Below are 15585 nucleotides of genomic sequence, written 5' to 3'. Positions count from 1 at the left end.
ATAAGAATGTTAATTTAGAAATTTTTCAAGAATTTCCACGGCACATTTAGGAAGATTGGTTCCCGGACCGAAGATAAAATCTGCACCGTTGGCGTACAGAAATTCATAATCCTGCTGCGGAATAACACCTCCTACCACGATAGTTACATCATCTGCACCCAGCTTCTTCAGTTCTTCCACGACCTGCGGAACAAGGGTTTTATGACCTGCTGCGAGAGAAGATACCCCAAGGATGTGGATATCGTTTTCTACAGCCTGTTTGGCTACTTCCTCCGGGGTCTGGAACAATGGCGCCACATCGACATCAAATCCCATATCTGCAAATGCGGTGGCTACCACTTTTGCTCCTCTGTCGTGCCCGTCCTGCCCCATTTTAGCAACCATAAGTCTTGGGCGGCGTCCTTCTTCTTCTTCAAATTTCTGAGTCAGGTGAAGGGCTTTTTCAAAATATTCGTTTTTCCCTGCGTTCATGGCATATACTCCAGAAATGGTTTTAATATTGGCTTTATATCTTCCGAATGTTTCTTCCATGGCATCGCTCATTTCGCCAAGGGTCACTCTTCTTCTGGCTGCTTCTATGCATAATGCCAGTAGGTTTCCTTTTCCGGTTTTTGCACTTTCTCGGATATTATTCAGAATTTCTGCAACAGCTTCAGGATTTCTTTCTGCTTTTATTTTTTCCAGCCTCTCGATCTGTTTTCTGCGAACTTCTGTGTTATCGATATCCAGGATTTCAATACCATCCTGTTTCAATGATGTTCTGAATGAGTTTACTCCGATGATAAATTCTTCACCGCTATCAATTTTAGCCTGCTTTTTAGCGGCCGCTTCTTCGATCCTCATTTTTGGAATTCCGGCTTCGATGGCTTTGGTCATTCCTCCTTCCTGCTCTACCTCATCAATGTATTTCATTGCTTCTTCGATCATCTGCTGGGTAAGGCTTTCTACAAGGTTACTTCCGCCCATAGCATCTACCACATCGCAAATTCCGCTTTCCTGCTGAAGAATAATCTGGGTATTTCTGGCAATTTTCGCTGAATAGTCGGTTGGAAGCGCGATGGCCTCATCAAGGGCATTGGTATGCAGCGACTGTGTTCCGCCTAAAGCTGAGGAAAGGGCTTCGATGGCCGTTCTCGTAATATTGTTAAAAGGTTCCTGTTCCGTAAGGGACCATCCTGAGGTCTGTGAATGCGTTCTTAAGGCCAAAGATTTCTGATTCTGCGGATTGAACTGTTGCAAAAGAGTGGCCCAGATATATCTTGCGGCACGCATCTTTGCAATTTCCATAAAGTGATTCATTCCAATGGCCCAGAAAAATGACAGCCTCGGGGCAAAATCATCAACATTCATTCCTGCTTTGATTCCTGTTCTTACATATTCCAGACCGTCTGCAAGGGTATAAGCCATTTCCAGTACCGGAGTGGCTCCTGCTTCCTGCATATGATAGCCTGAAATAGAAATTGAGTTGAATTTCGGAATATTTTGAGCCGTATATTCAAAGATGTCTGCAATGATTTTCATGGAAGGAGCCGGCGGATAGATATAGGTGTTCCTTACCATGAATTCTTTCAGAATATCATTCTGAATGGTTCCTGAAAGAAGCTCCTGTTTTACACCCTGCTCTTCTGCTGCAACAATATAGAAAGACAAAATAGGAAGTACTGCACCGTTCATAGTCATGGATACGGAGATCTGATCTAATGGAATCTCATTGAAAAGGATTTTCATGTCTTCCACAGAATCAATAGCTACCCCTGCTTTACCCACGTCTCCAACTACTCTGGAATGATCTGAATCATAACCCCGGTGGGTAGCAAGGTCGAAAGCTACAGAAAGTCCTTTTTGTCCTGCAGCAAGATTTCTTCTGTAAAAAGCATTAGATTCTTCTGCTGTGGAGAAACCTGCATACTGTCTTACAGTCCATGGCTTTTGTACATACATAGTGGAATACGGGCCTCTGAGGTAAGGAGCAATTCCCGGAGAAGTCTGTGTTAAGGATTCATTCTTAACATCTTTGGGGGTATAAGATGATTTTAACTCCAGACCGTCTTTTTCAAAATTATAGACCTCTCTTTCCTGAGGTTCTACATTAAAATCCGGTTTTTTCACAGAAATTGTCTTTCGCATTCCAATAATTTTTGTCTGCGTAAAGTTAATTTTTTTGAACGAAACATGAAACTTCTGTTAACTTACAGTTTTTCTGAGCTTTAATGTATAAAAAAGACCGGACAATTGCCCGGTCTCAGCTATTGATGAACTTTCTTATTATTTTTTAATAAGTTTGGTATTGTAAGTGTTTTTATCATCTTTAATTGTGATTACGTACACTCCTTTTACAAGCTGTGCCACATTAATTCTCTGACCATCAATCTGACCCTGCTGAACGATTCTACCGTCTGCACTGTAAATGCTGTAATCCGCTTTTCCTTTCAGGTTTTTAACTTCTACGAAAGTATCGGCAGGATTTGGATAAATGGATATTTCTGATGTTTTTACCGTATTTACATCATTAACAGCCAATCCGCTTGTGATTTTTACAGAAAGATCCATGACACTTCCCGCCTGGTTGGTATTTCCGCAGGCATTGCTTAGCGCACTGTTAAAGTTTCCTGCCACTCTCATTCTCAATAGTTTATCTCCGCTAAAAGCTGTTGCCGGAACGGTAAATGTTGCTGTCTCCGTTCTTGTTCCTGTTGCAGAGGCAGAAGTCATTATTTTTTCTGTTGCTTCAAAAACCCCGTTTCTGTTATAGTCTATCCAGGCATTTACGGTAAAAGGATACTGAGCATAACTGGAAGAGCTTCCTGCCAGGACGGACACAGTATACTGGGTTCCTTTTGTAAGGTTTATGATCTGTGCCGGGTTTTCACTTACATCTTTGTAAGATCTGAAAGTACCGTCTGTATAGTTAACATTGGCAAGCTGGACACGTGCAATAGTTCCTAACTGATTAATTCCTGTAGTCAGCAAGCAGTAATCTATTCCTGTTTTTAGTCCTTTTGTTTTAAAGGTATAATTTGATGAGAAAGCTCCCGGTACACTGTTTACTACAGCTGCAACCTGTACTTCAAAATTGGTTTCGTCTTCTAAACCTGTCAGAACTACAGAATTCACCGTACTTGTTGTATTGGACCAGTTGGTATCGCCTACTTTTCTATAATTTACAGAATAGGTGGCAGCTCCCGGTACGCTGTTCCAGGATACTCTTGCAGTAGTTTTGAATACTTCCGTATCTATCGTGGAAACACCCGTTGGTGCTGCCGAGGTAGATGTTGGCGCAGCTCCTACATTAACTGCCGGAGAAACAGCATAGAAAATATTACCGATCGCAGATATTCTTAATTTAACAGCTCCTGTTAAACTAGCCGGCATCTGGCCTGTGTAACTTCCACTGTTTGGCACTGAAGCTGCAAGGTCTGTCCAGGTAACTCCGTTATCTGTTGTGTAATCTATTTTAACATTAGCTACATTGTAAGGAGCTGCTGTCGTATTGGCTACATCCCACTGTATTGTATTTGATGCATTATTATATAAAACCGAGGAAGTGGTAAGGCCATTAAATTTAAACGGACCGTCATTTCCTACAACCACTGTAGTTTCAAGGGAAGAAACCATTGGTCTTGTAGGGTTTGCATCTCTTAATGTTACGGCATATTTTAAAGTTCTCGGAATATAACTTACAGTTTCCCAGTTTGTTTTATCCGTAAGCTTTCCGTCCATTACGGTAGCAAAGCTTGGGAAATATCTTCTTCCTCCCACTGTACCAAAATATGATCTTGCTATACTTCCTTCGGTATTGTATCCCCAGCCGCTGTCTCCTGAAATGGTGTTATTGGCTCCAACGCTGTCGTACTGTTCCCAGGTATAGGTAAACGGATCTCCCTGTGCATCTGTTGCAGAGGCATCCAGATAGTAGGCTGTCCCCTTCGGGATATTTCTTGATGTAAGTGGGGAAATCACCGGCGCTGTATTGGTTGTAATGTCTACAGATGTTCCGCAGGCTGTTTTGGCATCAAGACTTGTTAATATCTGATTGATTGAGGAATAGTGGAAGTAGGCATCAGAATTCATCTGTACATTATCTCCAGTAATTCCTGCATAGGCCATAATAGTAGTTCCTCCTCCAGGCTCTATATTTACTCCGGAATTTTCCGATGAATGGGAGAATGTATGGTTTCCACCAAGCTGGTGTCCCATTTCGTGGGCTACATAATCAATATCAAATAAATCTCCTACCGGGTTGGTATTTTGTGTAAATGCAGATCCTTTTGCTAAATTCGTCGGGCTCGTAGGATCTTTACATGTAGATCCGATAGAACCGGCGTTTCCGTTTCCACCAGCAGCATTAAATACGTGTCCCATGTCGTAATTGGCATTGCCGACCACGGAGGTCAGGGTCTGCTGCAGATTCAGATTCAGGTTTCCGGTATAAGGATCTGATGTAGGATCTGTGTATATGATCGCCGGGATGTCCTGAATAATAGCCTTGATGCCGAATTCCTTTTCAAATACTCCATTCACACGGGTCATGGTAGCATTCATCTGGATTACTGTATTGGTAATTCCTCCTGCGGGATCAAATTTTTTGGTGTATTCTCCTGTAGTGGAAAGTGCAAGTCTATAGGTTCTGTACTTTGTAATGGAAGGTCTGCTGGTAATTCCTACGTTAGAAAGATTATTTTTTCCATGGATTTCCAATGATTTAATATCTTTGGCATTCGTCTCTTCTGTAGTACATTCAAATCCATTATCACTTGCAGTTCTTTTGGTTTTGTAGAAAACTCCATAGGTTTGTTTATCTGTAGTGATAGGCTCTATAAACTGAAATACTCCGTTTTTGATAATCATGGACTGTATCTCGGTAGGAGCGGTACTGAATCTTACATATTTGGAAGGGTCATCTACCCCTACTCCTACATATGATCCTAACTGATAACGGTCCGCCATGGATTTCTCAACAACAGGATTGCTGTATACCGCAAATTTTTCAATTTTCCCTTCTGCTGTAGGAAGAGAAATAATTACAGGTTTTGCATCTTTACCTGTTTCTACAGCATCTTTCAGAATATTTCTAAGTGATGCCAAATCTACTCTGTAAGAGTACTGAACTTCAACTTCTTTCCTGATTTGAGAAGTTTTCTGGGATGCAGGCTCCCACCTTTGTGCATTAAAAGACGCCAGACCGGCGGACAGAGCACAAACTAGTAAAATTTTCTTTTTCATATTTACAGTGATTTCAAAAAAATTATTCAGCATTTTCACAAAAATAAAAATTAAAACCCAAATATTAGCATTAAAAAAGCTTATTTGATGTTAAAATATTAAATTAACATAAGAACATTTACTAGAAACCGGAGGATACGGGCTGATATTAAACAAAAAAGACCGGGCAATTGCCCGGTCTCATTTTATAGATAACTTATTTATTATTTTTTGATAAGCTTAGTGTTGTATGTGTTATTATCATCATTAATAGTAATTACATACATTCCTTTTGCCAAGCTAGCTACATTAATGATCTCGCCATCAAGATTACCACTTTGAACCAATCTTCCGTCTGCACTGTAGATTTTGTAATCTGCTTTTCCTTTAAGGTTTCTAACGCCTACAAAAGAATCGGCAGGATTTGGATAAATCTCAACTTCAGATTTGGTTGCCTTTGTTTCGTCTACTGCAAGTGCACTTCCGAAAATTTTCACAGAGAAATCCATTACGCTTCCTGCCCCACTTGGAATAGTTCCATTGGTACCGCAAGCATTATTTAATGCAGAAGAATAATTAGATGCCACTCTCATTCCCACTACCCTGTTTCCAACAGAAGCAGAAGCAGGAACTGTGAAGTTACCCGTAGCACTTCCTACTCCATTTGAACCTGGAGCTATGGCAGCACTTGTATATACTTTCTCACTTGTCTCATACACTCCGTTTCTGTTGTAATCGATCCACACATTATAAGTCATTGGAGCAGCTTGATTGTAAATACCAAAAATCGATATAGGATAAGAATTTCCTCTAATAAGATTGATTATTTTTGCCGGATTTTCACTTACATCTTTGTATGATCTGATGTTTGTATCGATATGGTTAACATTGGAAAGCTGCACTCTTGCAATATTTCCTACTGCATTATAACCTGTATTTAAGATACAGTAGTTTACTCCTGTTGCCAATGGTTTTGTTTTGAAAACATAGTTTGAAGAGAAAGCTCCCGGTACGCTATTCACAACAGCTGCTACTTGTACATCGTAAGCCATTTCGTCTTCAAGACTGCTTAATAAGATTGAATTGGTTGTACTTGTTGCATTAGTCCATGCTGAAGTTCCTGTTTTTCTGTAATTTACAGAGTAAGAAGCTGCTCCCGGCACACTGTTCCAAGATACAATTGCAGAATTTTTAAGAACATCTGCTGCTGTAGTAGATACTCCTGTTGGTGCTGCTGTAGTTGAAGTAGGCGCAGCTCCAATTGTTACTGCAGGAGATACTGCATAGAATATGTTATTGATAGCAGATATTCTGAATTTAACAGTTCCTGTTAAGCTTGCCGGCATCTGTGCAGTATAAGTACCTGTGTTTGGCGTAGAAGCTACCAATTCTGTCCAGGTCGTACCGTTGTCAGCTGTATAATCTATTTTTACATTCGCAACGTTGTAAGGAGCAGCATTTGTATTGGCTACAGCCCACTTAATTGTGTTGGATGCATTGTTATATAAAGTTGTAGCTGTTGTAAGACCGTTAAATTTAAATGGTCCGTCATTTCCTACATTTACAGTTGTTTCTAAGGATGAAAGCATTGGTCTCTGTGCATTTTCATCTCTTACAGTTACCGCATAGTGAAGTAATCTAGGAACATAAGAAACAGTTTCCCAGCTAGGATTTGTATTATTTGGAAGACTTGCTTTATTGGTCAAAATTCCGTTCATAACCAAAGGTAAACTTGGGAAGTATCTTCTTCCGCTTGTAGTACCAAAATAAGATCTTGTTAATGCACCCTGTGTATTGTAGCCCCATCCGGCATCTCCGGAAATAGTAGCATCTTCATCTACGCTGTCATACTGTTCCCAAGTATATTTTACAGGATCTGTATCTGTTGCTGTAGCCTCTAAATAATAGGCTGTTCCTTTAGGAATGCTGTATGCTGGAAGCGGAGAAATAACAGGTGCTGTATTGGTTGTAATGGTTTGTGAAACACCACAGGTTGTCTTAGAATCAAGATTATTAAGAATCTGGTTAACAGAAGCATAGTGGAAATAAGCATCAGAATTCATCTGTACATTATCATATGTAATTCCGGCATACCCCATGATAGTGGTACCACCCCACGGCTCTACGTTTACACCTGATCCTTCCGTGTTATTGGAGAAAGTATGGTTTCCTCCTAACTGGTGTCCTAATTCATGAGCTACATAGTCTATATCGAATGAATCTCCTGATGGAACTCCATTGGCGGGAGAAGTAAATCCAGAACCTTTGTAAGCTACCGGAGATCCCTGATTCAATGTCATATCATCACTACAGATACATCCGATACATCCGGCGTTACCACCTCCTCCATCGGCACCAAATAAATGTCCGATATCAAAATTGACTTCTCCTACGTTATTATGAAGAGTATTCATCAATTCTGCATTCCATGCTCCATCACCTACACCCACATCTGAGTCTGAATAAGGATCCGTAGCAGCATCGATATAAATAACATTCTGATAATCCTGAACAAGAAGTTTAATCCCGAAATCTTTTTCGAAGACTCCGTTTACACGAGTCATTGTATTATTCATTGCTATTATTGCAGGAGCTTTTTTCTGAGCATCCGTTGCTGTAGCAGGTACTCCGGCTTGAGCCATGAAATATTGTGTGTATTCTGCTGTAACAGACATAGCCAATCTATATGTTCTATATTTTGTGCTTGCAGGTCTGTTTGTAATCCCTACATTAGAAAGCTTTTTTTTACCGTTCTCTTTAAGGAACTGGATATCTTTGCTATTTTTTTCGTTAGTCCCGCATTCGAATCCCTGCTCGCTGCTTGTTCTCTTTGTCTTATAGAATACTCCGTAAGTCTGCTTGTCTGTAGTGATCGGCTCAATGAACTGGAATTCTCCGTTCTTGATGATCATAGACTGCATTTCTGTAGGAGATGTGCTGAATCTTACATATTTAGAAGGGTCGTCAACACCTACTCCTACGTATGATCCCAACTGGTATCTGTCTGCCATAGACTTTTCCATCACCGGATTGCTGTATACCGCAAATTTTTCAATTTTCCCTTCTACTGTAGGAAGAGAAACAATAACAGGTTTAGCATCCTTACCTGTCTCTACTGCATCTTTTAAAATGCTTCTAAGCGATGCCAGATCTACCCGGTAAGAGTATTTTACATCAACTTCTTTTCTGATTTGGGATGTCCTCTGCGATGCAGGTTCCCATCTCTGTGCATTGAAACTGGCAACACCAGCGGCTAATGCACAAACTAGTAAAATTCTTTTTTTCATAATGATCTACAAGAATAGAATTAATAAATTTTAAATATCCATAGCAAAAATAACAATTTAACGCATAGCAGCACCAAAAAAAATAAGTAAATTCAATTAAACTGACTATTTTTTTTATTTTATGATATTAGTTAGTCATTTAATTATTTTCGTTTCATATGCATAAAATGATATAAAATTTACATCTTTATCAGTTTCTTGTTTAATTGATCATTTTCACTTTGTGATCCTATTCTTAATTTTAAACAACGATCTATATGCTATCTTATAATAAGTATCGGCCGCTCTTCGAGCGGCCGATACTTTTATTTTAATTCAAATTCAATTATTTCAGTTTCGTTATTCCCATTTCATAAAGGGCAAAAGAAATAAGATCTGCATTTTCACTGATTACCTGATCGGTTGCTCTTCCTGCACCATGACCGGCATTTTTTTCAATTCTCAATAAAATCGGGTTTTTACAGTTCTGCTTTTCCTGAAGTTCTGCACCGAATTTGAAAGAGTGTGCCGGAACCACCCTGTCGTCATGATCGCTTGTAATGATCATTGTGGAAGGGTAGCATGTTCCTTTTTTCACATTATGTACCGGAGAGTAGGACTTAAGATATTCAAACATTTCTTTACTGTCTTCTGCGGTTCCGTAGTCATATGACCAGCCGGCTCCTGCTGTGAATTTATTGTATCTCAGCATATCCAGAACGCCTACACCAGGAAAGGCTACTCTTGCAAGGTCGGGACGCATGGTCATAGTGGCTCCTACAAGCAGTCCGCCGTTCGATCTTCCGGATAATGCCATGTATTCTTTTGATGTATAGCCTTTGCTTTGCAGGTATTCTCCTGCAGCAATGAAGTCTTCAAAAACATTTTTCTTTTGCATCTTTGTTCCTGCATCATGCCATTTTTTACCGTATTCACCTCCTCCTCGGATGTTCGGTACAGCATAGATTCCTCCGTTTTCCATCCAGATGGCATTAACTACTGAGAATGAAGGCTGAAGACTGATGTTGAACCCTCCATAAGAATAAAGAATTGTAGGATTTTTACCGTCCAGCTTTGTTCCTTTTTTATAGTTGATCATCATAGGAATTTTAGTTCCGTCTTTTGACGTGTAAAAAACCTGTTCAGAAACGTAATCCTCCGGATTGAATTTCACTTTTGGCTTCTGATAGATCTCGGATTTCCCGGAATCTGCATTGAATTTATAAGTGGTTCCCGGTGTAATATAGTTGCTGAAAGAGAAGTAAAGTTCTTTTTCTTCTTCTTTTCCTCCAAAACCACTTACATTTCCTTTTCCCGGAAGAGTAATTTCCCTGATCAGTTTTCCTGTTCTGTCAAACTGTTTTACCTGATCAATGGCATCAACCATGTAGGTAGCAAAGAAATACCCGCCTCCTGTAGATATTCCCAAGACATTTTCCGTCTGTGGGATCACATCTTTCCAGGTTTCCGGTGAAGGATTGGCTATGCTGGTTTTTACAAGGCGCATATTCGGGGCATCCTTATCGGTAAAGATAAAAAGATCATCGCCCTGGGTGTCTACAATGCTGGCATTAATATCAAATCCTTTGTTGATCTGCACAAAATCACCTCCTTTCTTTAAATCCTTGATATACAATTCATTTCCATTGGTTGCATTGGCCGCAGAAATGATCAGGTATCTCTGATCTTCAGAAACTCCGGCTCCAAGATACCTTCTCGGCGTCTGATCTCCTCCGAAGATCAGTTTGTCTTCAGACTGCTTTGTCCCCAGTTTATGGAAATATACTTTATGCTTGTCGGTCATTCCGGAAAGTACGGTTCCTTCTTTCGGCTTATCATAGCTTGAATAATAGAATCCTTCATCACCCTGCCATGATATTCCGCTGAATTTTACGTCAATCAGCGTTTCATCGATCTGCTTTTTGGTAATGGCATCAATGATGATAATTTTGTTCCAGTCGCTTCCGCCTTCAGAAATGGAATAAGCAGCCAGGTTTCCTTTTTTGTTGAATGACAGATTGGAAAGTGAGGTAGTTCCTTTTTCTGAAAATTTATTCGGATCTAAAAATATTTCCGTTGCCTTGGTCTTATTGTTTGTTCTGTATAAAATAGATTGTGCCTGAAGACCGTCATTTTTATAATAATAAGTATAATCTCCTTCTTTGAATGGTGCTGAAATTTTCTCATAATTCCAGATTTCTGTCAGCTGATCTTTAATTGCACTTCTGAACGGGATTTTTGAAAGATAATTCTGGCTGAATGCCACCTCATCATTTACCCATTTTTTGGTAGCCTGAGAGTCATTTTCCAGGTCTCTGAACGGATCTGCCACAGCATTGCCAAAATAAGTATCGGTCTGGGTTCCTTTTACGGCTTTAGGATAATTCATTTTTTGAGAATAAAAAGTTGCTGAAAACAAAACTCCAGCGGTTAATAAGATAGGCTTAAAATTCATAAATCAAGGGTTTTCTCAAAAATACGTAAAGTATATGGAATAAAAAAAGACCCTGGTTTCAAGGTCTTCATTAAATATTTTTTTATGGTCATTATTTAGATCCGAAGCTTTCGAAATAAAAATCGGTCAGTCCGGAAACAATTTCATCAGGGCTGCCATTCCAATAATATATTTTCCCACCTTCGTTAAGTTGGTATAACCTGAAATTCTGTTCCGTTTCTACCGTCTTATCTGCATTTTTAAAGTATTGTACACTCTCAACCAGATATTTCTTGAGATCTTCCGGCTTAACTTTCTGGATCTCTCCGGACGGTACCTCAGGAAGTTTTGCAGGAACCTTAAAGCTTACAGTATAGGTAACCTCAGCAATTTTCTGATCTTCAATATATTCATTCTGAACAACTTTTACTTCTTTGACGGTAAGTTTACCATTTTTAAAATTTTCCATCATGGCTGTAAAATACTCTTCAGCTTCTTTTCTGCAGGCATCTGCCGTAGGTTTGGAAAAAGCAGAAAGAAAATTATCCGTACTTTCTTTCATCATATCCTGGGAAACGGTTTTAAAATCAACCTGATACGCATTTTCTCCCTCTACCGTAGGCTTTAAATAATCATTCAGCTTAGAAAGCGAAACATTATCATTTTTCACAAAGGTTCCGAAATACATTTCAAAAACCTCCGAAGGTTTTTTCACTTCCGTCTGTGCCAGCAGGTTTTGACTGAATAATGCCAGCATGAGCAATACAATGATTTTAATATTCTTCATATTTATATTTGGTAATTTAATTTTGTGCTAGTTGAAACTTTTAAAATAGGAATCGTTCAGTTTCCACACCAATTCCTGAGGACCACCGTTCCAATAATAGGTATTTCCGTCTTTTTTTACCTGAGACAGCCTGAAAATCTGCTGTACGGTAACCTCCTTTCCGGGTTCTGAAAATGCCTTCACCTGCTTTTTTAAGTAGTTCTGCAGCTCACCGGCCGTCATTCTTTTGATATTAACCGGTTTCAGTCCGACAGGCTTTTCAGGAACAGAGAAAATAAGATCTACGTTGAGCTCCATGACAGAGCTGTTTGCTGCAAATTCATTTTTCACTTCCCGTACACTTTTTAATGTGTACCGGGTATTTTTCAAATTATTTAAAAGCGTATTATAATATTCCTCCGCATCCTTTTTACAAACATCAGCCTTCTCTTTCGGAAGATCTGCAAGAAATAACGTTGTAAGATACTGAACATCCTGATGGTAAGACTTCTTCAGATCCATTCTATAGGTATTTTCAGTACCAAGAAACGTAAGCAGATAGCTATTAAGCTTATTAAGTGCCTGTTCATCCTGTTTCACAAAAGTATCAAAGTACAATGCGAATACCTGCTCAGGCTGCAATGTCTTGGTTTGGGCAAAAAAGTTCTGAGCGCAAAACAGTGTCATCAGCAATAAAATTCTCCCTAGTTTTTTCATGGTTCGTTTAAATTCAATGATTTTTAAGCAAAAAAAAGCTCCTGAAATCCAAGAGCGTGGTTATAATTTATTCTAACAATAGCTTTCTCTCAAAATTAGGTTATAATCAAAACCCTTGTGGCCCATCACCGATACTATCTGATGGCTTAGGTATTTCCACATTACAATTAGCCAAGTAAAGCGAAATATTACAAGATGATAATACCGTTTTATCAGTAACAATCTGAAATCTACCTTTTCTAATAGCCTTTACTTTTACAGTTACAGTTTTTCCCCCACATCCATATAGTTGAATCATATCATATGGATTAATTTCAGCATAATGGGTATTTGGTGGCAGATAAATAGTGGGAGTTCCACCAAAAACATTTCTTCCTCCTATAAAGTATTCTAAATCAAAAGTATATCCTTCACTTAACAATTGTGGAGAATAAATCTGAATATAGCCACTAACATAATTAGTCGGATCTGTATTAGGAACAACATCAGATCTATCACTTAAGATAAAATCATAATTTTCATCAACCTTACTATTCAAATTCTTTGTAATATTACCTATTTTGTTTTCAGATTTACCTAAATCTAAATCGTCCTTTTGGACATCTGTAGAGCAGGAAGACATAAGGAATAAACCAATTGTCAGTAAGAATAATTTTTTCATATTTATATTGTGTGATTATCTATTTTAGTAATTTTCTTCTTCTCCCTTCATTTTTTCTGCATTTTCTGCCATGATCACGGCGTCTATCATTTCAGAAATATCTCCGTTCATATAAGCATCCAGATTGTACATAGACTTGTTGATTCTGTGGTCAGTAACCCTTCCCTGAGGATAGTTGTAGGTTTTGATCTTCGCAGAACGGTCTCCTGTGGAAACCATGGTTTTTCTCTGTGCTGCAATATCTCCCTGAACTTCCTGTAGCTTAATATCATATAGTTTGGCACGAAGCATTTCCATGGCCAGTTCACGGTTAGCCAGCTGAGAACGGGCCTGCTGACATACTACTACCAAACCTGAAGGCTTGTGGGTTAACTGTACTTTGGTCTCTACCTTGTTAACGTTCTGTCCTCCGGCACCTCCTGAACGGGATGTCTGCATTTCAATATCTGCAGGATTGATCTCCACATCCACTTCTTCAGCTTCCGGAAGCACAGCTATGGTAATAGCAGAAGTGTGAACTCTTCCCTGGGATTCTGTTTCCGGAACACGCTGTACACGGTGAACGCCGGACTCGAATTTCATAATTCCGTAAACACCTTCACCTTCCACCTTCATAATCAGTTCTTTATAACCTTTTGCCGCTTCATTGGAATCTGTTACTTCATGTCTCCATCCTTTTGATTTGAAATACATGGTGTACATTCTGTAGATATCTTCCACAAAAATAGCTGCTTCATCACCTCCTGTTCCGGCACGTAATTCCACAATGATGTTTTTGTCGTCTGCAGGATCTTTAGGAATCAGTAAAACTTTCAATTCTTCTTCCAGTCCTGGAATTTTAGCCTGAGCTTCAAGTTTCTCCTCTTTGGCAAGATCTACCAAATCTCTGTCTGAGCCATCAGCAATAATTTCATCAGATTCTTCAATGGCATCAAGAGCACCTTTGTACTGATCGTAAACTTTCACAATCTTACCCAAATCACTGTATTCTTTATTCAGAGAAGAATATTTTTTTTGATCTGAAATAACATCAGGCTGTATAATAAGGTCTGCAACCTCATTATATCTTTGTTTAATAGCTTCTAGTTTTGGAATTAATGATTTAGACATTCTGCAATTTTTGAGAGTGCAAAGATATGAATTTATTAATTCAAATTAAAATTCCTTTGATCCCTAAGATTCACTAATTTTCTGATCATTAAGATGTATAAGACTAGGAATGGCAAGACTTAAATTATTCCGCAGTCTTTTTAAAAAACTTTCTGTCAATAAAATATAAAATCAGTCCGAAAACCACGATCCCAAGCCCTATAATACTTTCTTTAGGATTATGGATAAGGGTAAAATAGAGGATATAAATGCTGAAAAGCAGAAAAACAGCAGGAAAAATGTAGAATATATTGGATTTGAATATTTTTCGCTGCCCTTTTTTAAGAAAGAAAACGGTGGAAATGGAAAGACTGGCAAACAGCTGAAGAATAAAGGCTGTATACACAAAAATCTCCTTAAAACTTCCCGTTAAAATAATTACTGTTGCAATTACAGCATGAGCAAAAATAGCCCTCACCGGAATTCCTTTCTTGTTATTGACAGCAAGGTACCTCCATAGATGGTTTTCTTTCGCGAAAGCCTGTGTGAGTCTTGAGCCTACCCACAGATAACCGCTTATGGTGGCTATAAGCTGTAAAGCAATAAAGATGTTGACAATTTTACCAAAGCTTACGCCCAGCATATTGCGAGCTGCTTCTCCCATCACGTCTTCTTTTCCTGCCAGCTGGCTTACAGGAGCATGTTTCAGCATAATAAAATTCACCAAAAGATAGCTCAGTGTCACGAAAACAGTTCCTACAATCAGAGCTTTGGGAAGATTTTTCTGGACATCCTTTATTTCTCCTGCAATGTAAGAGGCAGAATTCCAGCCGGTATAAGAGTAGGTAACAAAAACCAGTGATGTGGCAAACGCAGGAAGCATGATCTCGTCCTGCCAGCTGCTGCTGAATTCCAGGCTGTTTCCCGCATCAGATCCTGAAAGTCCTACACCCAGAATGACGAGCACAATAATAAATGCGATCTTGATAAAGGTAAAAAAATTATGAAACCTGCTTGATGCTTTGAGGCTGAATGACAATGCTGCCGCCACAATGAAAATCACAGCAGTGGCAAAGCCGTTTCCAAAAGTATAATTAAAAGCTGAAAGGTATTTTGACATCGCAAGTGCAGCCAGGGCCACCGGTGCAGAGAACCCGATAATCAGGGAAATCCAGCTGACGAGATATCCGAATACGGGATGGTAGGTCTCCTTCAGATAAATATAATCTCCTCCGTTTCCTTTAAAATAAGATCCAAGCTCAGCATAGCAAAACGCCCCGAAAAGGGCAAGAATCCCGCCGATAATCCACAGCAGAAAAATACTGTAGGTATTGGTAATATCAGACAGCTGAAAGCCTAAAGTAGTAAATATCCCTGTCCCTATCATATTGGAGACAACGATAGCGGCAGCCGTTTTCCAGCCGATCTGGTGTGTAGCAGTACTCATTTA

The 15585-nt window shown here is 39.2% G+C and carries 9 protein-coding genes; all 9 read right to left on the bottom strand.

What is annotated here, in order from left to right; genetic code table 11:
* Window positions 1–9 precede the first annotated feature (9 nt).
* On the bottom strand, window positions 10–2127 hold the full coding sequence (gene scpA / locus BUB03_RS18275) for a methylmalonyl-CoA mutase (protein ID WP_073065897.1): 2118 nt from the start codon (window positions 2125–2127) through the stop codon (window positions 10–12).
* A gap of 138 nt (window positions 2128–2265) precedes the next feature.
* A complete protein-coding gene (locus BUB03_RS18270) occupies window positions 2266–5223 on the bottom strand; it encodes a reprolysin-like metallopeptidase (RefSeq protein WP_073066140.1) in 2958 nt (985 codons plus the stop codon).
* A gap of 203 nt (window positions 5224–5426) precedes the next feature.
* The gene (locus tag BUB03_RS18265; protein WP_073065894.1) at window positions 5427–8489 is read right to left on the bottom strand and encodes a reprolysin-like metallopeptidase; all 3063 of its coding nucleotides are present in this window, start codon (window positions 8487–8489) and stop codon (window positions 5427–5429) included.
* 325 nt (window positions 8490–8814) lie between these two features.
* On the bottom strand, window positions 8815–10923 hold the full coding sequence (locus BUB03_RS18260; RefSeq protein WP_073065892.1) for a prolyl oligopeptidase family serine peptidase: 2109 nt from the start codon (window positions 10921–10923) through the stop codon (window positions 8815–8817).
* A gap of 91 nt (window positions 10924–11014) precedes the next feature.
* Window positions 11015–11689 carry a hypothetical protein gene (locus tag BUB03_RS18255; RefSeq protein ID WP_073065889.1) on the bottom strand — a complete coding sequence of 225 codons (675 nt, stop codon included), beginning with the start codon at window positions 11687–11689 and terminating at the stop codon, window positions 11015–11017.
* 27 nt (window positions 11690–11716) lie between these two features.
* Complete coding sequence (locus BUB03_RS18250) at window positions 11717–12385, bottom strand: hypothetical protein (RefSeq protein ID WP_073065887.1); 669 nt, start codon at window positions 12383–12385, stop codon at window positions 11717–11719.
* A gap of 106 nt (window positions 12386–12491) precedes the next feature.
* On the bottom strand, window positions 12492–13046 hold the full coding sequence (locus BUB03_RS18245; RefSeq protein ID WP_073065884.1) for a hypothetical protein: 555 nt from the start codon (window positions 13044–13046) through the stop codon (window positions 12492–12494).
* 24 nt (window positions 13047–13070) lie between these two features.
* Entirely contained in the window at window positions 13071–14156 is a 1086-nt protein-coding gene (gene prfA / locus BUB03_RS18240; protein WP_073065881.1) for a peptide chain release factor 1, read from the bottom strand.
* Between the two features lie 124 nt (window positions 14157–14280).
* The gene (locus BUB03_RS18235; RefSeq protein WP_073065878.1) at window positions 14281–15582 is read right to left on the bottom strand and encodes an APC family permease; all 1302 of its coding nucleotides are present in this window, start codon (window positions 15580–15582) and stop codon (window positions 14281–14283) included.
* Window positions 15583–15585 lie beyond the last annotated feature (3 nt).

The organism is Chryseobacterium oranimense (genome assembly GCF_900129755.1).
Lineage (GTDB): Bacteria > Bacteroidota > Bacteroidia > Flavobacteriales > Weeksellaceae > Chryseobacterium > Chryseobacterium oranimense.
This window is presented reverse-complemented; position numbering and strand designations above follow the sequence as displayed.

Excerpts from the sequence above, each read along its gene's own strand:
- scpA (WP_073065897.1), bottom strand. The coding sequence starts at position 2,127 with ATGCGAAAGACAATTTCTGTGAAAAAACCGGATTTTAATGTAGAACCT.
- BUB03_RS18270 (WP_073066140.1), bottom strand. The coding sequence starts at position 5,223 with ATGAAAAAGAAAATTTTACTAGTTTGTGCTCTGTCCGCCGGTCTGGCG.
- BUB03_RS18265 (WP_073065894.1), bottom strand. The coding sequence starts at position 8,489 with ATGAAAAAAAGAATTTTACTAGTTTGTGCATTAGCCGCTGGTGTTGCC.
- BUB03_RS18260 (WP_073065892.1), bottom strand. The coding sequence starts at position 10,923 with ATGAATTTTAAGCCTATCTTATTAACCGCTGGAGTTTTGTTTTCAGCA.
- BUB03_RS18255 (WP_073065889.1), bottom strand. The coding sequence starts at position 11,689 with ATGAAGAATATTAAAATCATTGTATTGCTCATGCTGGCATTATTCAGT.
- BUB03_RS18250 (WP_073065887.1), bottom strand. The coding sequence starts at position 12,385 with ATGAAAAAACTAGGGAGAATTTTATTGCTGATGACACTGTTTTGCGCT.
- BUB03_RS18245 (WP_073065884.1), bottom strand. The coding sequence starts at position 13,046 with ATGAAAAAATTATTCTTACTGACAATTGGTTTATTCCTTATGTCTTCC.
- prfA (WP_073065881.1), bottom strand. The coding sequence starts at position 14,156 with ATGTCTAAATCATTAATTCCAAAACTAGAAGCTATTAAACAAAGATAT.
- BUB03_RS18235 (WP_073065878.1), bottom strand. The coding sequence starts at position 15,582 with ATGAGTACTGCTACACACCAGATCGGCTGGAAAACGGCTGCCGCTATC.